This is a genomic window from Actinomycetospora sp. NBRC 106378 (genome assembly GCF_030269685.1).
Classification (GTDB): Bacteria; Actinomycetota; Actinomycetes; order Mycobacteriales; family Pseudonocardiaceae; genus Actinomycetospora.
In genome coordinates this window covers 338,727-356,813 of sequence record NZ_BSTT01000003.1, presented here as the reverse complement: position 1 = coordinate 356,813, position 18,087 = coordinate 338,727, and the positions used below count along the sequence as shown (strand labels likewise).

Sequence of the window (18,087 nt, the reverse complement as noted above, 5' to 3'; positions counted from 1 at the left end):
CCGGGCATCCGGGTGTCATGCCTCTCGTCAGGATCGACCTCGTCCGCGGCCGTTCGCCCGAGGAGGTCCGCCGCCTCGCCGACACCGTGCAGGAGGTCATGCTCGACGTCTTCGCCGCCCCGCCCGGCGACCGCTACCAGGTGATCCACCAGCACGACGCCGGGGAGATCATCGCCGAGGACACCGGGCTGGGCATCGAGCGCACCGACGGCGTGACGATCATCCAGGTCACCCAGCAGGGCCGGGGACGCGAGCAGAAGGAGGCGCTCTACGCCGCGCTCGCGAAGCGGCTCGACGAGGAGGGCCTGGTGCGCCCGACCGACCTGATCGTCTCGCTCGTGCGCAACGAGCAGGAGGACTGGTCGTTCGGGCACGGCCGTGCCCAGTTCCTCACCGGGGAGCTGTAGCGGCGTTCAGCTCGGCATAGCGCCCGGGCAGCGTCAGCGCCGACCCGTCCGGTTCCAGGCCCGGCATGACCGGCTCCGGGATCGGGCGGTCCGCGGCCGCCAGGACCTGGGCGACCGTGCCGTACTGGGCGAGCTCGAGGAACGTGCAGTACTGGGGCGGCAGCATCATCACCGTCTCCCCCGCCGCCGCGAGCGCCGCGTCGACCCCGAGCCACGCGGCGGCGTCGGACTCGGTGGAGCCTCCCGCCGCCTCCTGTCCCTCGGGGCTCGCCGTCACGAAGAAGAACGTCCGGTAGCGGCGGGGCTCGAACTCCGGGGTGACCCAGCAGGTCCAGCCCCGGAGCAGGTCGGTGCGCAGCACGAGCCCACGCTCGCGCAGCATCGCCGAGAAGGCGATCTCGCGGGCCTCCAGCGCCCGGCGGGCCTCGGCCCACTCGGCGCCCGAGGTCGACGGGACCACCGACCCGTCATCGGGACCCGCGAGCAGCACCCCGGACTCCTCGAAGGTCTCCCGGACCGCGGCGCAGACGACCGCGCGGGCCTCGTCGACGCCGAGCCCGAGCCGCTCGGCCCAGACCTCCGGCGACGGTCCGGCCCAGCCGATGTCGTCGGTCGCGTCGCGCGGGTCCACCCCGCCGCCGGGGAAGACGACCATGCCGCCGGCGAACGCCATCTGGGTGCGCCGGCGCAGGAGGAAGACCTCGATCCCGGAGGCCCCGGCGCGCAGCAGGATCGTCGAGGCGGCCACCTTCGGGGTGACCGGGTCGGCCGCGCGGGAGCGGAACTCGGCGAGCTGGTCGGCGAAGCCGGGCGGGAGCGCCGTGGGGTCCATGCCCTCATCTGATCACACGGCGGGGCCGTCGCGACCACAACGAACACAACGTCCGCTACGCCCGGATGCTGTCGGCGCCGGTGACCGGCACCGCACCCTGTCGAGCGATCCAGCTCACAGACGTGCCAGGAGCGCCCGTGTCGTCCACCACCACCGATCCGCCGCCGACCGATGTCATCCCGCCGCCGCCCGGTCGGTCGCGCCGCGCGAGCACCCTCGCGACCCTCCTCGCAGTCGCCGCGGCCCTGCTGCTCGTGCCGCCGGCCGTCGGGGCGTTCTCGGGCGGCGGGGACGGCAGTCAGCTGAAGGGCCTGCGGGTCATGGTGCCCAACAGCCCGGGCGGGGGGTACGACGTGACCGCCCGCGCCGCCGCGAGCGCCGCCGAGGAGGCGGGCGTGACGGGCGCGGTGGAGGTGTTCAACCTGCCCGGCGCGGGCGGCACGGTCGGACTGCGCCGGCTGGTCAACGCCGAGGGCGACGGCCGCCAGCTCATGTCGATGGGGCTCGGCGTCGTCGGCAGCGTCTACTCCAACGACTCCCCCGTGACGCTGCGGCAGACGACGCCGATCGCCCGGCTCACGCAGGAGACCGAGATCCTGGTGGTGCCGACGGACTCGCCGTTCCGGGACCTCTCGCAGCTCGTCGCGGCCTGGCGGGCGAACCCGGGCGCCCTGCCGGTCGGCGGCGGCTCGTCGCCGGGCGGGCCGGACCACCTCGCGCCGATGCTCACGGCGAAGGCGGCCGGCATCGACCCGCGGTCGGTCAACTACGTCCCCTACGACGGCGGCGGCGACCTGCTCGCCGCGGTGCTCGGCGGGAAGGTCGGGCTCGGGGTGAGCGGCCTCGGCGAGTTCGCCGACCAGATCGCCTCGGGCGACCTGCGGGTGCTCGCCGTGACGGCGGGTCAGCGGGTGCCGGGGCTGGACGCCCCGACGCTGCGCGAGGCCGGCGTCGACGTCGAGTTCACCAACTGGCGCGGCATCGTCGCGCCGCCGGGGCTCCCGGGGGCCGAGCGCGACGAGCTCGTGGCCGCCGTGGACGCGCTGCACGCGAGCCCGGAGTGGCGTGAGCAGCTCGAGCGCAACGACTGGCAGGACGCCTACCTGCCCGGGGACGCCTTCGGCGCGTTCCTCGCAGCGGAGGACGAGCGGGTCGCAGGGGTCCTGCGGGAACTGGGGTTGGCATGACCACGGGAGTGGCGGTACGGCGGAGCTGGTGGTCCGAGCATGCCGAACTGGGCATCGCGGGCCTGCTGGGGGCCGTCGGGGTGCTCGTGGCCGTCGACACGGTCGCGGAGGGCACGCTGGCCGCGGGGTCGGGCTCCGACCCGATCGGGCCGGGCGTCGTCCCGCTCGTGCTCAGCGCGGCGCTGCTCGTGCTCTCGGCGCTGCTCGCCGTCGACGTCCTGCGCGGTGGGCACGGCGAGGCGGAGGCGGGCGAGGACGTCGACCTCGACACGCCGATGGACCTGCGTACGGTCGGGATGCTCGCCGGCGTCCTGATCGCGACCGCGCTCCTCATCCCGGTCCTCGGCTGGCCGATCGCGGGCACGGTGCTGTTCGCGGGCGCCGCGTACGCCCTGGGCTCGCGGCGGCTCGAGGTCGACCTGGCGGTGGCCGCGACCGTCTCGCTGGTCACCTGGGTGGTGTTCGACGGCCTGCTGGGCGTCGACCTCCCCGGCGGTCCGCTCATGGGGGTGCTGGGGTGAACGACTTCGGCCTGCTCGACGGGTTCGCCAACGCGCTGACCCCGACCCACCTGCTCTTCGCCGCGATCGGCGTCCTGCTCGGCACCGCGATCGGGGTCCTCCCCGGCATCGGCCCCGCCATGGCCGTCGCCCTGCTGCTGCCCGTCACCTACGCCTTCGAGCCGACCGGCGCGTTCATCATGTTCGCCGGCATCTACTTCGGGGCGATGTTCGGTGGCTCGACCACCTCGATCCTGCTCAACACCCCGGGCGAGAGCGCCTCGGTGATGGCGGCGATCGAGGGCAACCCCATGGCCAAGCAGGGCCGCGGGGCCCAGGCGCTCGCCACCGCGGCGATCGGGCACTTCGTCGGGGGCATGGTCGGAGTGGCCGGCCTCGTGCTCGTCGCGCCGCTGATCGCCTCCGTCGCGGTCGACATCGGGGCGCCCGACTACTTCGCGATCATGGTGCTCGCGTTCGTCGCCGTCACCGGCGTCCTCGGGGCGTCCCGCGTCCGGGGCTTCGCGGCGCTGGTGCTCGGACTGACGATCGGCCTGGTCGGGCTCGACCCCATCTCCGGTCAGCCACGCATGACGTTCGGCGTCCCGCAGCTCGCGGACGGCATCGACGTCGTCATCGTGGCCGTCGGGCTCTTCGCGGTCGGCGAGGCGCTGTGGGTGGCCGCCCACCTGCGGCGCAAGCCGACCGAGGTCATCCCGGTCGGGCGTCCGTGGCTCTCCCGGGACGACGTGCGCCGGGCGTGGAAGCCGTGGCTGCGCGGCCCGTTCATCGGGTTCACGTTCGGCTCGATCCCGGCCGGCGGAGCCGAGATGTCGACGTTCATGGCCTACGTGACCGAGCGTCGGCTCTCGAGGAACCGGAAGAACTTCGGGAAGGGCGCGATCGAGGGTCTCGCCGCCCCGGAGTCGGCGGCCTCGGCGTCGTCGGCGGGCACGCTCGCCACGATGCTCACGCTGGGGCTCCCGACGACCGCGATCGCCGCGATCATGCTCGCCGCCTTCCAGCAGTTCGGCATCCAGCCCGGCCCGCTGCTCTTCGAGCGGGAGCCGGCCCTGGTGTGGACGCTGATCGCGAGCCTGTTCGTCGGCCTGATCATGCTGCTCGCGCTGAACCTGCCGCTCGCGCCGATGTGGGCGAAGCTGCTGCGCGTCCCGCGGCCGTATCTCTACGCCGGCATCCTGTTCTTCGCCTGCGTCGGGGCCTACGCCGTGTCGGGCTCCCCGATCGACCTGGTGGTGCTGCTGGCCATCGGCGGGATCGGCTTTCTCATGCGCCGCTTCGGGCTGCCCGTCCTGCCGGCGATCATCGGGGTCATCCTCGGTCCCGACGCCGAGCTCCAGCTCCGCCGGGCGCTGCAGATCGCCGACGGCGACGTGACGACGCTGGTCTCCACACCCCTGTCGATCACGGTGTACGCGGTGATCGCCCTGCTGTTCGTGGTCCCGCTGGTGCTGCGCCGCCGTGGTGCGGCCGCCGCTCCGGAGCGGGAGGACGAGCTGGTCTGACCCGTCCCGAGCGAAGGGCCCCTCCGGTCGGTCCGTCCGACGGAAGGGGCCCTTCGCCCGGTCCGGGATCGCGCGAGGGTGGCGTCAGGCAGGGTCCGGGCGTGCCCGGGATGCCTGGTGTCCCCCTCGTGAGCCGCGCGGGTCTCAGCCGAGCGCGTCGAGGTCCAGCGTCACGCCGAGCTGCAGGGGCGCGGTCCCGCGGTGCTCGGCCACGGGAGGGCCGCCCACTCGTCGAGGCTCAGGAGGTGACCGGGCCACGTCGGACCGGTCATCACACTCCTTCCGACGCGGCCGATCGTCCCCCGGTTCGCCTACACGTCGGCCAGCTTCGGGGCGGCCTCCCCCAGCAGCTCGATGGAGTGCAGCAGGTCCGCGTGGCGCAGCCGCGGGTTCGTCATCTGCAGGTTGATGCGGTCGACCCCGCCGAGCTGCTCGGCCACCCGGGTCGCCTTCTCGACGATCATGTCCGGGTCGCCGATGAAGTACGCGCCGTCGGGGCCGCGGGTGGCGTCGAACTGGCGTCGCGAGGGCGGCATGCCTCCGCGCTCGCGGGCGATCGTCGTGAACATCGCCTCCCAGCCCGGGTAGAAGGCGTTCGTCGCCTGGGCGACGTCGTCGCCGAGGAAGCCGAAGCAGTGCAGCCCGACCTTCAGCTGCTCGGGCGAGTGCCCGGCCTCCGCGCCTGCCCGGCGGTACAGGTCGACCAGCGGCGCGAACTGCGCGGGCGCGCCACCGATGATCGCGATCATCAGCGGCAGCCCCAGCGCGCCGGCGCGGTAGAACGACTCGGGCGAGCCACCGACGCCCACCCAGATCGGGAACGGGTCCTGCGCCGGCCGCGGGTACACCGGCTGGTCCTTCAGCGCCGGGCGGTGCGGCCCGGACCAGGTGACCCGCTCGTGGTCGCGGATCTGCAGCAGCAGGTCGAGCTTCGAGGTGAAGAGCTCGTCGTAGTCGGAGAAGGGCAGCCCGAAGAGCGGGAACGCCTCGGTGAACGACCCGCGCCCGACGACCAGCTCCACCCGTCCGCCCGAGATCAGGTCGACCGTCGCGTACTCCTGCCAGACCCGGACCGGGTCGGCGGCGGAGAGCACCGTGACCGCGGACCGCAGGTGGATCTGCTGCGTGCGCGCCGCGGCCGCCGCGAGGATCACGGCGGGCGCGGCGTCGTAGTACTCGCTGCGGTGGTGCTCCCCGATGCCGTAGGAGTACAGGCCCGCCCGGTCGGCGGTCTCGATCTCCTCCAGCAGGTGGGCGAAGCGCTCGACCGGACCCACCACGTGCTCGGTGTCCGGATCGGTGACCTTCGCGACGAAGCTGTCGACGCCGACGTGCACGGCTTACCTCCCAAGTCGTTGCAAGTTCAACGACCAACTCGTCGGATCGGTCGGCTATTCCGTCACAGGGTGGCGGCGAGCCGCTGCGCGAGCTTCCCGACGAAGGCGGACGGCTCCTTGAGCTCTCCGCCCTCGGCGAGCAGCGCCATGTCGTGGAGCAGCGACGCGGTCTCGGCGATCCCGGCGTCGTCGGGCTTCGCCGCGTGCGCCGTGCGGAGGTTCTCCACCAGGGGGTGCTTCGGGTTGAGCTCCAGGGCCCGCTTCTGGACCGGGATCTCCTGCCCCATCGAGCGCATCATCTGCTCGAGCTGCGGCGGGAGGCCGCCGACCTCGCCCACCAGGCAGGCCGGGCTGGTCGTCAGGCGGGTGGAGAGCCGGACCTCGGAGACGTCGTCGGCGAGCGTCGTGGTCATCCAGGTGAGCAGGTCGTCGAAGCCCTCGGGCTTCTCCGCGTCGTCGGAGAGGTCGACGTCGCCCTGCGCGATCGAGGCGAACGGCTTCGCGTCCTCGCCGCTGCCGTAGGACGGGACCATCCCGACCCACACCTCGTCGACCTGGTCGGTCAGCAGCAGGACCTCGTAGCCCTTGGCGCGGAACGCCTCGATGTGCGGAGAGTTCTCCACGGCCGCCCGGTTCTCCCCGGTGACGTAGTAGATCGACTCCTGGCCCTCGGGCATCCGTGCGACGTAGTCGGCGAGCGTCGTGAGCCGCTCCGGGTCGTGCGTCGAGGCGAAGCTGGACGCCTCGAGGATCGCCTGCGTGTTGTCCTGGTCGGAGAGCAGCCCCTCCTTGAGCGCCCGCCCGCACTCGCGCCAGAACGTCTCGTACTTCTCGGCGTTCTCGCCGCGCAACGCCGTGATCGTCTGCAGCACCCGCTTCACGAGGCGCTTGCGGATCAGCTGGATCTGGCGGTCCTGCTGGAGGATCTCGCGGGAGACGTTCAGCGAGAGGTCCTGCGCGTCGACGACGCCCTTGACGAACCGCAGGTACTCGGGGACGAGCACCTCGCAGTCCTCCATGACGAAGACGCGCTTGACGTAGAGCTGCACCCCGCGCTTGGCGTCGCGGTAGTACAGGTCCATCGGCGCGTGGGCGGGCAGGAACAGCAGCGCCTGGTACTCGAACGTGCCCTCGCCGGTGAACCGCATCGTCTCGAGCGGCTCCTGCCAGTCGTGCGAGACGTGGCGGTAGAACTCGGCGTACTCCTCGTCGCTCACCTCGGAACGCGGGCGGGCCCACAGCGCCTTGCGCGAGTTGATCGGCTCGTTCGAGGTGTCGGGCGCGGACTCCTCGGTGTCCTCCTCCGCGCCCTCCACGACGGTGTCCGTGACACCGCTCGGGTCGAGCAGGATCGGCCAGGTGATGAAGTCCGAGTACCGCTTCACGATGCGGCGCACGACCGACGGGTCGGCGTAGTCGTGCAGGTTGTCCTCGGCGTCCTCCGCCTTGAGGTGCACGGTGATGCTCGTGCCCTGCGGCGCGTCGGCCACCTCGGAGAGTTCGTACGTGCCCTCACCCGCGGACTCCCAGTGGACGCCGCCGTCGGTGCCGGCCCGCCGGGTGGTCATCTCCACCCGGTCGGCCACCATGAAGCTGGAGTAGAAGCCGATGCCGAACTGTCCGATGAGCTCGGCCGTGGCCTCCTCGCTGCCCGACGCCTGGGCCTCGCGCAGCTTCGACAGCGTCTCGGCGGTGCCCGAGCGCGCGATCGTGCCGATGAGGTTCACGACGTCGTCGCGGCTCATCCCGATCCCGTTGTCGGTGATCGTGAGCGTGCGCGCCGCCGCGTCGGTGCGCAGCTCGACGTGCAGGTCCGTGGTGTCGACCCCGAGGTCCTTGTCCCGGTAGGACTCCATGCGCAGCTTGTCCAGCGCGTCGGACGCGTTGGAGATCAACTCCCGCAGGAACACGTCCTTGTCGGAGTAGATCGAGTGGATCATCAGCTGCAGCAGCTGACGGGCCTCGGCCTGGAACTCGATCGTCTCGGTCATCGCTTCCCTGCGTCCTCTCGTGGCTCACCGACGTGGTCGACTTCCACGATAAACGGACCCCCCGACAGCTATCCCGACGACGGGTCGCGCGTGGGATCGGCGCTCACCGACGCCTCCCCCTCCTGCTCGCGACCCGGCGTGCGCAGGTCGAACCGTCGGATCACCACGCGGAAGACGACGTAGTAGACGACCGCGTAGCCCAGGCCGATCGGGATCAGCCACAACGGCCGGGTGGCCTGCCCGACGTTGATGACGTAGTCGATCGCGCCGGCGGAGAAGGTGAACCCGTCGTGGATGCCGAGCGCGTTGCACAACGCCAGCGAGGTGCCGGTCAGCACGGCGTGCACCACGTAGAGCGGCCAGGCGACGTAGACGAAGGCGTACTCGAGCGGCTCGGTGATCCCGGTGAGGAACGACGTCAGCGCGACCGAGGCCATGATCCCGCCGACGACCTTGCGCTGCTCCGGGCGCGCCTCGTGCCAGATCGCGAGGGCGGCCGCGGGCAGCGCGAACATCATGATGGGGAAGAAGCCGGTCATGAACGTCCCGGCCGTCGGGTCGCCGGCGAAGAAGCGCGCGATGTCGCCGTGGGCGCCGTCGTAGTCGCCCAGCACGAACCAGACGACCGAGTTCAGGACGTGGTGCAGGCCGAGCGGGATGAGGAGGCGGTTCGCGGCGCCGAAGATGCCGCCGCCGACCACCGCGTTCGCCGCGACGGCGTTGCCCAGCGCCGTCAGCCCCGCGTTGAACAGCGGGAAGAGCAGCGCCAGCACCACCGCGAGCAGCATCGAGACCAGCGCGGTGACGATCGGGACGAAGCGCCGGCCGCCGAAGAAGGCGAGGTAGGTCGGCAGCTTGATGCGGTGGTAGCGCTGCCAGAGCACGGCGGCGACCAGCCCGACGAGGATCCCACCCAGGACCCCGTAGTCGATCGTGGCCTGCTCGCCCTTCGAGTCCAGCCGACCGGGGAGCAGGACCGGGCTGAGGGCGGTGAACACGCCCGCGAGCACGAGGTAGCCGACGACCGCGGCCAGTGCCGTGGACCCGTCGGAGCGGCGGGCCCACCCGATGGCGATGCCGACGGCGAAGATGAGCGGCAGGTTGTCGAACAGGGCGCCGCCCGCACCGGTCAGCACCGTCGCCACGTTCTTGAACGCGGCGACGCCGCCCAGCAGGTCGTCCTGCCCGAGGCGCTGCAGCAGGCCCGCGGCCGGCAGGGCGGCGATCGGCAGCATGAGGCTGCGGCCGAGCCGCTGCAGCCCCGCCAGCCCCCGTGCTCCCCGGGACGGCGTCTCGGTGGTCGCGGTCATCGGGCCCCCCTCCAGTACCGTGCGGCGGACGTTGCAGGAAGCAACGACCCGGTGTCGGAGAAGGGTGCGGGGTATGGACGCAGCGGCGATCGTGGCCGGTCTGGGCGGTGCGACGAACATCGACGACCTCGAGGCCTGCATCACGCGCCTGCGCACCGAGGTCCGCGACCCCGCCCTCGTCGACGCGGCGGCCCTGAAGGCGCTCGGGGCGTCGGGCGTCGTGGTGCAGGGCAGCGTCGTGCAGGTGGTCGTCGGGCCGCAGGCCGACGTGATCGCCGACGAGGTGCACGACCTGCTCGAGGCGAGCGGAGCGACGGGGAGTTGAGCCGGGCGGTGATCGTCGCCGCTCCCCTCGCCGGGACGGTCGTCGGTCTGGACGCCGTTCCCGACGTCGTGTTCGCCGGCGGGATGGTCGGCCCGGGCGCCGCGATCGAGCCCGCGGTCGACGCCGTCGTGGTGTGCGCGCCCGCCCCGGGAACCCTCGTCAAGCTGCACCCGCACGCGTTCGCGCTCGTCACGGTGGACGGGCTCGGCGTGCTGGTGCATCTCGGCATCGACACGGTCGGCCTGCGGGGCGAGGGGTTCGAGGTGCTGCGCGCGGAGGGCGACGTGGTGTCGGCCGGCGATCCCGTCGTGCGCTGGTCCCCCGCCGACGTCCGCGCCCGCGGGCTCTCGGCCGTCTGCCCCGTCGTCGCTCTCGACGTCGACCCGTCGCGCGTCTCGGTCCTCCCGTCGGGTGTGGTCACGCCAGGTGATCCGCTGCTCGAGGTCGCGCCGGAGTGACTCAGAGGTCGAGGGCGACGCGCAGCACGGTGTCGATCCGGGTGAGGGTCAACGGGTCCACTCGACCGGCCCGTCGCCCGAACCACGCGCGGTACAGCCGACCGAGATCGCCCGCGTAGGCGAATCGCCCGTCACCGAGCGGTACGGCGAGGAGGTCCTCCGGATCGTCCGACCGGATCGCGATCCCGAGCACCCACGGCCGGGTCGGACGGATCACGTCGTTGCCCGCCAGAACGAGCACCGTCCGGCGGTTCGCGGGCGTGCGTAGGTGTACGGCTCACCCCGACGGGCGGAGCATCGCCTCGGAGGCAGCCAGGTCGGCGTCGTCGGCCGCGGCTGCGTCCTCGTCCCAGGGCTTCTCGGGAGGGGCGCCCTGGCGCACCGCTTCGCTCATCGCGGCTCTGGCCAGCCACACGGACAGCGGCTTCCCGGCCCGGTCGGCGGCCGCCTGGAGCAGCTCGAGGGAGAACTCGTCGATCGAGAAGCTGACCCGCCGCTTGGCCGCCATGGACGCGACGGTACCTCCGGACCGGCTCACGACGGCACCTCCTGCGTGCGCCGGGTCAGCGCGTCGAGCCGGCGCTCGACGACCGTGCCCACCGGCCAGGTCGCCGCGAGCTCGGCCAACCCGTCGGCCTCGTCGAGCGCGCGGCACGAGCACTGGTCCACCCCGTCGCGCTCCAGGGAGGACCGGAGCGCCTCGGCGTACTCCTCCCGCGTCAGCGGCACCTCCGCCACCCGCGCGGTCGTCGTGGCCCGCTGCGAGTTCATCCCGGCGAACCCCCGGCCGCACCCGCACCGGCCGTCGGGATCGTCGCGGTCCTTGCGGCAGGGCGGGTCGATCCGCACCAACTCGCCCTCGACGGCGTGGTGGTAGTCGTTCCCGCGCGTGCCCTGGGTGCGGCCCGTGGCCACTAGCACCTTCATCGGAATCCCCTCGTTCGAACTGATGGTCGAAGGGATACCAGGGCCCACCGACAGCCTCGTCCGACCCGGCGTGCCCCGTGGCCCGTCGTCGGGAAGGGCGGACCTACGATGAGCCGTTCGGATCAGCAGCACGGAGGAGCAGGGCGATGACGGGCGGGACCGCGTTCGAGAAGCAGGTGCTCGAGGCCGCGGAGCGTCTCACCGGCATCGCGGAGCTGACGCCGCTGCAGTACAACCCGCGGTTGTCGGCCGACTCCGGCACGAACGTCTGGTTCAAGCGTGAGGATCTGCAGGTCGGGCGCTCGTACAAGCTGCGCGGCGCCTACAACCTCATCTCCCAGCTCGACGACGAGGCCCGCGCGGCCGGGGTGGTCTGCGCGTCCGCCGGCAACCACGCCCAGGGCTTCGCCTTCGCGTGCCGGACGCACGGGGTGCGGGGACGGGTCGTGATCCCGTCGACGACGCCGCGCCAGAAGCGCGAGCGGATCGCCGCGCTCGGCGGGGACATGGTCGACCTCGTGGTGCAGGGCGACACCTACGACGAGGCGAGCGCGTCCGCCACCGCCTACGCGGAGGAGACCGGCGCGACGCTGGTCCCCGCGTTCGACGACTCCCGCACCGTGGCCGGGCAGGCGACGGTGATCGCCGAGGTGGTGGAGCAGCTCGGGCACGCGCCCGACGTCGTCGTCGTGCCGGTCGGCGGCGGCGGTCTGCTCGCCGGCACCGCGACCTGGCTCGCGGCGACCTACCCGCGGACCAGGGTGATCGGCGTGGAGCCCGCCGGGGCGCGCAACGTCGCGGCGGCCCTGCACGCCGGCTCGCCGGTGGTGCTCGACGAGGACGGGTTCGACCGGTTCGTCGACGGCGCCGCGGTCCGCAAGGCGGGCGCCGTGACGTTCCCGCTGATCCGGCGCTCGGGCGCGCAGCTGCTCGCCGTCGACGAGGGCCTCGTGTGCACCGAGATGCTCGCGCTCTACCAGACCGAGGGGATCATCGCGGAGCCCGCGGGCGCGCTGGCCGGCGCGGCGGTGCGCTCGGACGGTCCGGAGCTTGACCTCTCACCGGGCGAGACCGTCGTCGTCATCCTCTCCGGGGGGAACAACGACGTCTCGCGCTACGCCGAGGTCATCGAGCGTTCGCTGCGTTTCCAGGGGCTCAAGCACTACTTCCTCGTCGAGTTCCCCCAGGAGCCCGGCGCGTTGCGGCGCTTCCTCGACGAGGTGCTCGGTCCCGACGACGACGTCACGCGCTTCGAGTACGTCAAGCGCGACAACCGGGAGTCGGGCCCCGCCCTCGTCGGCGTCGAGATCGGTCGGCGGGAGGACTACGAGCCGCTGCTGGAGCGGATGGCCCGGTCGCCGCTGCAGATCGAGGTCCTCGAGCCGGGGTCCCCGGCGTTCCGTTTCCTGGTCTGACCGGTCTCAGCGGTGCTCGGCCCGCACCGGTGTCACGGCGATCGCGGCCAACGGTGCGAGCGCGGCGGCGGTGAACCCGACCCCGTAGCTCGTCGCGCCGATGATCGCGCCGAGCACCGGCGGGGCCAGCGAGGCGACGATGTTCTGGGTCGTGTTCTGCACCCCGAGCGCGCGGCCCGACCAGGCCTGGCCGGCCATCTCGGCGGTCGAGACGAAGGCGAGCCCGTTGTCGGCGACGGTGACGATCGCGCCGACGGCGATCCCCGCGACCGCGATCACCGGCACCCACACCGACCCCGCCGCGAAGCCGAGCATCACCAGGGCCGACCCCACCGCGAGCTGGCGCATCGGCCGCAGGCGCGAGCCGACGCGGTCCGACCACCAGCCCGTCGCGATCCGCCCGGCCGCCCCGGCGATCTGCGACACCGCGACGAACACGCCCGCCACGCCGGGCGACCAGCCCTGCTCGCGGACCAGGTACTCCAGCGCGAAGGCGGAGATCGCGAACTGCGGCAGGACGAGCAGGGCCGACGCCGCGTGCAGGCGGTACAACGTCGGGGTCCGGTACGGGTTCCCGGTCGGCTCGTGCGGCTCCGGCGCCCGGCGCGGCGCGTCCTGGGCGATCCCGACGACGAGGCCTGCCGCGACCAGGCAGGCCAGTCCCGTCCACCCGAGGGCGACGAACGGGCCCTGCGTCGTGGCGAGCACGGGCAGGACCAGGGCGGCCAGCGCGACGCCGAGCGGTTGCGCGGTCTGCCGGATCCCCATGGCGATCCCGCGTTCGTCGGCGGAGAACCAGCCCATGATCAGCCGGCCGCTGGCCGCGTTCACCGAGGCGGCGCCCAACCCACCGACCCCCAGCAGCAGCGCGATCGTGACCAGCGACGACGGGGTCTCGAGCGCCACGCCGCCGACGACCAGCCCGGCCACGGTGAGCCCGGATGCCATCGGGATCCGCTCCCCCACCCGGTCGACCACGTAACCCCACGCGACCAGGGCGAGCAGGAGCCCCGTCGTCGGGGCCGCGACGACGATGCCGACCTCGGCGAGCGACAGGCCGCGCTCGTCACGAAGGGTCGGCACGAGGAACGGGATGCCGTACACGAACGACGACGCCGCGGTCTGGGCGAGCACGCCGACCACGAGGATCGCCCAGCGGCGTCGTGGGCGGGCCGGGGCGCTCGTCTCCGTGCTCACGGTTCGTCAGCATGCCTCACGATCGCCCAGCAGGCGAGACACCGTCTCACTCAATGGGATCGGCATCCGAACGAGTGGCCCGTTCGCAGCATCTAGGTGCGCGAAAGTGCCGTTCGTTCGACAAGGGGGCAACGCGTCAGCGACGGGCGGCCAGCAGGTCCCGGGCGGCCCGGTCCTCGGCGAGCCCGGCCCGGTGCCACTGCACGAGCAGGACCACCAGCACGCCGACGAGCGGCAGGTCGCCCATCCCCCACGAGAGCAGGGCGGCCAGGTGCTGGTCGGCGAGCAGGTCCGGCGCCCACGGCAGGCGCAGGCGGGAGTAGAAGTCGGTGACGAACACCTGCCCGCCACCGCCGTCGGCGGCCAGGGTCGACGGGGTCTGCGCCACCGGGGTGGCGGCGGCCAGCAGGATCACCCCGAAGAGGGCGTGGAAGGGCATCGAGGCGATCAGCACGGCCAGCCGCGCCACGTGCGGCAGCTTCTGCCCGGGCGTCGGGTCGACGCCGACGACGACCCAGAAGAACAGGTAGCCCGCCGTCAGGAACCACGCGGAGATCGCCGGCATCAGCCAGCCCAGCGGCTGGAGCAGCGAGAACAGCGGGGTCAGGTAGAACGCGAACGGCGAGCCGACCAGGACGACGGCGGCGACGGCGGGGTGGGTCAGGAACCGCAGCAGCGGGGCGTCGAGCACGGCCTCGAGGCGGTCACGGGCGTCGCCCTCCTCGGGCAGCGCCCGACGGGCGAGCGAGACCGGCCCGCCCAGCACGAGCAGCACCGGGACCACGATGCTGACCAGCATGTGCTCGGCCACGTGCACGCTGAACAGGGCGTCGGCGTAGCGCCCGACCCCCGACGAGGTGGCCACCACCAGCAGCGCGCACCCCGCGAACCAGGACGCGGCCCGCCCGCGCGGCCAGCCGTCCACCCGTCGCAGCCACCGGGCGTAGACCACGACCAGCACCACCGCGAGCACCGCGAACCAGACGTCGAGCCGCCAGGCGCCGAGCAGCCGTCCGAGGGTCGGCGGGTCGGGGATGCCGAAGCCCAGCATCGCCTCCGTCGGGGTCGTGTGGAACGGCGCCTGCACCGGCGGGACCGCGCGGGTCATCGCCACCGACAGCCCGGTCACGACGGCGAGCAGCGCGAGTTCCGTGACCGCCAGGGTCCGCGCACCGCTGACCCGGCGGCGCACCAGCACGCCCAGCACCACGACCGTCACCGCGGCGGCAAGCAGCACGAGCACGCCGTACGCGGTCGCGAGTTCGCCCACCGACGGCACGAGCACGGCCGATGCGAGCACACCGCTCCCCACGGTCACCACAGCACACACCGTCGCCACGGCACCGCTGCGCGCGGGCGCGACCGGCGCCACCACCAGGGCCCCGAGGGTCCCCAGCCACACCGTCGCGGCGATCACGTGCAACGCGACCGCGGGCGTCCCGAGGTCCTTGCCGACCCCGTCGATCGCGTGCCCGGTCATCACCGGGCCGAGCAGCGTCAGGCACGCGAGCATCCCGGCGCCCAGCGTCGAGGACCACGTCCGCGCCTCGCGCACCCACACCGCGACGACCGCCGCGCCGACCGCGCACGCCAGCCATCCCACCGGCGCCGCGCGCACCACCATCCCGACGACGAGATCCGGCCCTGGGGCGACGAAGCCACCGGAGAGATCCGCGACGGTGAACACCGCCGTGCCCACCGCCAGGGCCGCCCAGGCCCACGCTGCACCCGAGGCGACACCCCGCGCCGTGGGCGAGAGCCCGGCGACACCCGGCGCCACCACCAGCCCGTGCACCAGCGCGCCGAGTGCGACCGCCGCCGCACCCGCCGTCAGGACCCGGAGCAGCGGCAGCCCGAGCTGGACGAGCTCGCCGGGGTCGGCGAGACCGAGGACCGGGTAGGCGGAGCGGCCGAGCAGCAGGGCGGCGACGAGGACCGTCACCAGCCCCGCGGCGCCCGCGGGCGCGACGCGCCTCACGGGTCGAGGCGGCCGGGGAACCGGGCCCGGTACTCGTCGAGGTGCTGGGACTTGCAGACGTGCTGTTCCTTCTCGTTGATCGCCTGGCGCATGCACTCGTCGAGCGTGCGGGCCTGCGAGGCGTGCAGGTAGGTCACGGCGGACTCGATGGTCGGCCACTCGATCGCCGTGCCGATCACCACGGCGATCAGGGCCACACCCAGCGCTGCCAGCGGCTTACCGCGACCTGACGCCCGACCGGACCGCACTCGCATGAGCGCGACGACGGCGGCCACCAGCGCGACGAGGCCCAGGGCCATCCCGCCCCAGCCGGTCCAGGCGCTGACCAGCGCCATCCCCGCCACGACCAGCGCGAACGTGGCCGCGCCCGTGGCACCGGCGCCGGTGTCGGTGGCAGCGTCCGGCGTGCTCTCGTCGGTGCTGGTCACGTCGACGATGGTGACACCAGGTGTGCACGCGCTCGCGCGGGGGGCGCATCATCGGGGGCATGACCGTCGCTGCACCCCGGGAGGACCAGAGCGAGGACTTCCTCCTCACGGGCATGACGTGCGCCGCGTGCGCGTCGCGGATCGAACGTCGGCTCAACAAGGTCGACGGCGTGATCGCGCAGGTGAACTACGCGACCGAGCGCGCGACGGTCACGCTGCGGCCCGACGTCGGGCGCTCCACGGTCGTCGACGTCGTCGCGAAGCTGGGGTACGGCGCGACGCCGCTCTCGGTTCCCGACGACGAGCTCGGTGACGTCACCGCCGCGCGCGACGACCGCGTGGCCGACCTGTGGCGCCGGCTCGTGGTCGCGGCCGTGCTGTTCATCCCGCTGGTCGATCTGCCGCTGGTCCTCTCGGTGCTGCCGCAGGCGCGGTTCCCGGGGTGGGAGTGGGTCGTGGTGGCGCTGGCGGCGCCCGTCGTCGGGTGGTCGGCCTGGCCGCTGCACCGCGCGGCGTTCGTCAACGCCCGGCACGGCGCCTCGTCGATGGACACGCTGATCTCGCTGGGCATCATCAGCGCGACCGTGTGGTCGTTGGGCTCGATCCTCACCGGGCACCTGCCCGACCCCGGCGCCGGTGCGCTCAGCGTCTTCCTCGACCCGGTCGGTCCGCTCTACCTCGAGGTCGCCGCCGCGGTGACGACGTTCGTGCTCGCAGGGCGCTACGTCGAGGCGCGGGCCAAGCGGTCGGCGGGCGACGCGTTGGCGTCGCTGGCCGCCCTCGCCGCGCGGGACGTCGCGGTGCTGCTGCCCGACGGGACCGAGGCGCGCATCCCGGCCTCCGCGCTCGCCGTCGGGACCCGCTTCGTCGTCCGGCCCGGGGAGAAGGTCGCGACCGACGGCACGGTGGAGAGCGGCGCCTCGGCGGTGGACCGGTCGATGCTCACCGGCGAGACCGTGCCGGTGGAGGTCGCCGCGGGCGACGCCGTGACCGGCGGCACCGTGGCGGTCTCCGGGCGGCTCGTCGTCACCGCCACGGCGGTCGGCGGCGCCACCCAGCTCGCCGGGATGATCCGGCTCGTCGAGTCCGCGCAGGCGTCGAAGGCGTCGGTGCAGCGGCTCGTCGACCGCATCTCGTCGGTGTTCGTGCCGATCGTGATCGGGCTGGCGGTGCTGACCGCGCTGGGCTGGTGGGTGGTCGGCGGTACCGCGGGTGACGTCTTCTCCGCCGCGCTCGCGGTGCTCGTCATCGCCTGCCCCTGCGCCCTGGGCCTCGCGACCCCGACCGCGATGCTGGTCGCGTCCGGCCGCGGCGCGCGCGAGGGCATCTTCCTCAAGAGCCACCAGGCGCTGGAGACCTCCCGTGTCGTCGACACGGTCGTGTTCGACAAGACCGGCACGGTGACGACGGGGGCGATGACCGTGCGCTCCGTCCACCTCGCCGAGGAGGATTCCCGACGGCGGGTGCTGGCCTCGGCGGGCGCGGTCGAGGACGCGTCGGAGCACGCCGTGGCACGGGCGGTCGTGGCGTGCGCCCGGGCGGAGGTGCCCTCGTTCCCGGCGGTCGAGGGCTTCGAGGCGCTGCCCGGTCTGGGCGCCCGGGGCGTCGTGGACGGGGTCGACGTCCGGCTGGGCAAACCGCTCGGGCCGCTGCCCTCCTGGGCCCCCGCGCCGGAGCCGGACTCGACGCTCGTCGTCGTGACCCTCGACGGGGTCGAGGCCGCCGTGCTCGAACTGGCCGACGAGGTGAAGCCATCGGCCGCGCCGGCGATCGCCCGCCTGCGGGCCGCCGGACTGCGGACGGTGCTGCTCTCGGGCGACCGCGCCGAGGCGGCGTCGGCGGTGGGCGCGGCCGTGGGCGTCGACGAGGTGATCGCCGACGTGCTGCCCGCCGGCAAGGTCGAGGCGTTGACGTCGCTGCAGTCCGGGGGGCGGCGGGTCGCGATGGTCGGCGACGGGATCAACGACGGGCCGGCTCTGGCGGCCGCGGACCTGGGGTTGGCGGTCGGAGCGGGCACGGACGTGGCCCTCGACGCGGCCGACGTGATCCTCGTGCGCGACGACCTGGGCGCCGTCCCGGACGCCCTGGACCTGGCCCGCCGCACCGCCACCACGATCCGTCGCAACCTCGTGTGGGCCTTCGGTTACAACGTCGCCGCCATCCCCCTGGCCGCGCTGGGCCTGCTGAGCCCGCTGATCGCGGGCCTCGCGATGGCGTTGTCGTCGGTGCTGGTGGTGACGTCGAGCGTGCGGCTGCGGAACTGAGTCCC

At 73.4% G+C, this 18,087-nt stretch carries 18 protein-coding genes; 8 read left to right on the top strand and 10 right to left on the bottom strand.

The features are described from left to right. Positions 1–17: 17 nt before the first annotated feature. Positions 18–407 carry a tautomerase family protein gene (locus QSK00_RS10070; RefSeq protein WP_285590153.1) on the top strand — a complete coding sequence of 130 codons (390 nt, stop codon included), beginning with the start codon at positions 18–20 and terminating at the stop codon, positions 405–407. Here QSK00_RS10070 and QSK00_RS10065 read toward each other — a convergent pair. Further along, positions 391–1,239: an NUDIX hydrolase gene (locus QSK00_RS10065; protein WP_285590151.1), complete on the bottom strand. Its 849-nt coding sequence runs from the start codon at positions 1,237–1,239 to the stop codon at positions 391–393. The two genes, QSK00_RS10070 and QSK00_RS10065, sit on opposite strands and share 17 nt — an antisense overlap. A 137-nt stretch (positions 1,240–1,376) precedes the next feature. Here QSK00_RS10065 and QSK00_RS10060 point away from each other — a divergent pair, with 137 nt between their 5' ends. Genes QSK00_RS10060 through QSK00_RS10050 form a run of 3 tightly spaced genes read left to right on the top strand, consistent with a single transcriptional unit; the run spans position 1,377 to position 4,452 of the window. Then, positions 1,377–2,426 (top strand): Bug family tripartite tricarboxylate transporter substrate binding protein, encoded by a 1,050-nt coding sequence (locus tag QSK00_RS10060; protein ID WP_285590150.1) that lies wholly within the window; start codon positions 1,377–1,379, stop codon positions 2,424–2,426. Further along, positions 2,423–2,947 (top strand): tripartite tricarboxylate transporter TctB family protein, encoded by a 525-nt coding sequence (locus QSK00_RS10055; protein WP_285590148.1) that lies wholly within the window; start codon positions 2,423–2,425, stop codon positions 2,945–2,947. The genes QSK00_RS10060 and QSK00_RS10055 overlap by 4 nt, the downstream gene beginning before the upstream one ends. Continuing rightward, on the top strand, positions 2,944–4,452 hold the full coding sequence (locus QSK00_RS10050; RefSeq protein ID WP_285590145.1) for a tripartite tricarboxylate transporter permease: 1,509 nt from the start codon (positions 2,944–2,946) through the stop codon (positions 4,450–4,452). The genes QSK00_RS10055 and QSK00_RS10050 overlap by 4 nt, the downstream gene beginning before the upstream one ends. Positions 4,453–4,763: 311 nt before the next feature. On the opposite strand, the gene QSK00_RS10045 is transcribed toward QSK00_RS10050, so the two are convergent. The 3 genes from QSK00_RS10045 to QSK00_RS10035 form a co-directional block, all read right to left on the bottom strand. Beyond that, positions 4,764–5,789: an LLM class flavin-dependent oxidoreductase gene (locus QSK00_RS10045; RefSeq protein ID WP_285590143.1), complete on the bottom strand. Its 1,026-nt coding sequence runs from the start codon at positions 5,787–5,789 to the stop codon at positions 4,764–4,766. Between the two features lie 62 nt (positions 5,790–5,851). Then, a complete protein-coding gene (gene htpG / locus QSK00_RS10040; RefSeq protein ID WP_285590141.1) occupies positions 5,852–7,780 on the bottom strand; it encodes a molecular chaperone HtpG in 1,929 nt (642 codons plus the stop codon). A gap of 68 nt (positions 7,781–7,848) precedes the next feature. Continuing rightward, the gene (locus QSK00_RS10035; RefSeq protein WP_285590138.1) at positions 7,849–9,090 is read right to left on the bottom strand and encodes a PTS transporter subunit EIIC; all 1,242 of its coding nucleotides are present in this window, start codon (positions 9,088–9,090) and stop codon (positions 7,849–7,851) included. A 73-nt stretch (positions 9,091–9,163) separates the two neighbouring features. Here QSK00_RS10035 and QSK00_RS10030 point away from each other — a divergent pair, with 73 nt between their 5' ends. After that, positions 9,164–9,415 carry a PTS sugar transporter subunit IIB gene (locus QSK00_RS10030; RefSeq protein WP_285590137.1) on the top strand — a complete coding sequence of 84 codons (252 nt, stop codon included), beginning with the start codon at positions 9,164–9,166 and terminating at the stop codon, positions 9,413–9,415. After that, on the top strand, positions 9,412–9,873 hold the full coding sequence (locus QSK00_RS10025; protein WP_285590135.1) for a PTS sugar transporter subunit IIA: 462 nt from the start codon (positions 9,412–9,414) through the stop codon (positions 9,871–9,873). The genes QSK00_RS10030 and QSK00_RS10025 overlap by 4 nt, the downstream gene beginning before the upstream one ends. A 1-nt stretch (position 9,874) precedes the next feature. On the opposite strand, the gene QSK00_RS10020 is transcribed toward QSK00_RS10025, so the two are convergent. Genes QSK00_RS10020 through QSK00_RS10010 form a run of 3 tightly spaced genes read right to left on the bottom strand, consistent with a single transcriptional unit; the run spans position 9,875 to position 10,800 of the window. Beyond that, entirely contained in the window at positions 9,875–10,114 is a 240-nt protein-coding gene (locus tag QSK00_RS10020; RefSeq protein WP_285590134.1) for a hypothetical protein, read from the bottom strand. A 36-nt stretch (positions 10,115–10,150) separates the two neighbouring features. After that, the gene (locus QSK00_RS10015) at positions 10,151–10,381 is read right to left on the bottom strand and encodes a hypothetical protein (protein ID WP_285590132.1); all 231 of its coding nucleotides are present in this window, start codon (positions 10,379–10,381) and stop codon (positions 10,151–10,153) included. A 26-nt stretch (positions 10,382–10,407) separates the two neighbouring features. Further along, a complete protein-coding gene (locus tag QSK00_RS10010) occupies positions 10,408–10,800 on the bottom strand; it encodes a DUF7715 family protein (protein ID WP_285590131.1) in 393 nt (130 codons plus the stop codon). Between the two features lie 146 nt (positions 10,801–10,946). Between QSK00_RS10010 and ilvA the strand changes: the two genes are divergently transcribed. Then, positions 10,947–12,215, top strand: a complete 1,269-nt coding sequence (gene ilvA, locus QSK00_RS10005) for a threonine ammonia-lyase IlvA (protein WP_285590129.1) — start codon at positions 10,947–10,949, stop codon at positions 12,213–12,215. A gap of 6 nt (positions 12,216–12,221) precedes the next feature. Here ilvA and QSK00_RS10000 read toward each other — a convergent pair whose 3' ends face one another. The 3 genes from QSK00_RS10000 to QSK00_RS09990 all read right to left on the bottom strand — a co-directional run bounded on the left by QSK00_RS10000 (position 12,222) and on the right by QSK00_RS09990 (position 15,818). Further along, positions 12,222–13,412, bottom strand: a complete 1,191-nt coding sequence (locus QSK00_RS10000) for an MFS transporter (RefSeq protein ID WP_285590128.1) — start codon at positions 13,410–13,412, stop codon at positions 12,222–12,224. Between the two features lie 136 nt (positions 13,413–13,548). Then, positions 13,549–15,390 (bottom strand): cytochrome c oxidase assembly protein, encoded by a 1,842-nt coding sequence (locus QSK00_RS09995; RefSeq protein WP_285590127.1) that lies wholly within the window; start codon positions 15,388–15,390, stop codon positions 13,549–13,551. Beyond that, a complete protein-coding gene (locus tag QSK00_RS09990; protein ID WP_285590126.1) occupies positions 15,387–15,818 on the bottom strand; it encodes a hypothetical protein in 432 nt (143 codons plus the stop codon). The genes QSK00_RS09995 and QSK00_RS09990 overlap by 4 nt, the downstream gene beginning before the upstream one ends. A 59-nt stretch (positions 15,819–15,877) precedes the next feature. Between QSK00_RS09990 and QSK00_RS09985 the strand changes: the two genes are divergently transcribed. Beyond that, positions 15,878–18,082, top strand: coding sequence for a heavy metal translocating P-type ATPase (locus QSK00_RS09985; protein ID WP_285590123.1), 2,205 nt, complete (start codon positions 15,878–15,880; stop codon positions 18,080–18,082). Positions 18,083–18,087: the final 5 nt, after the last annotated feature.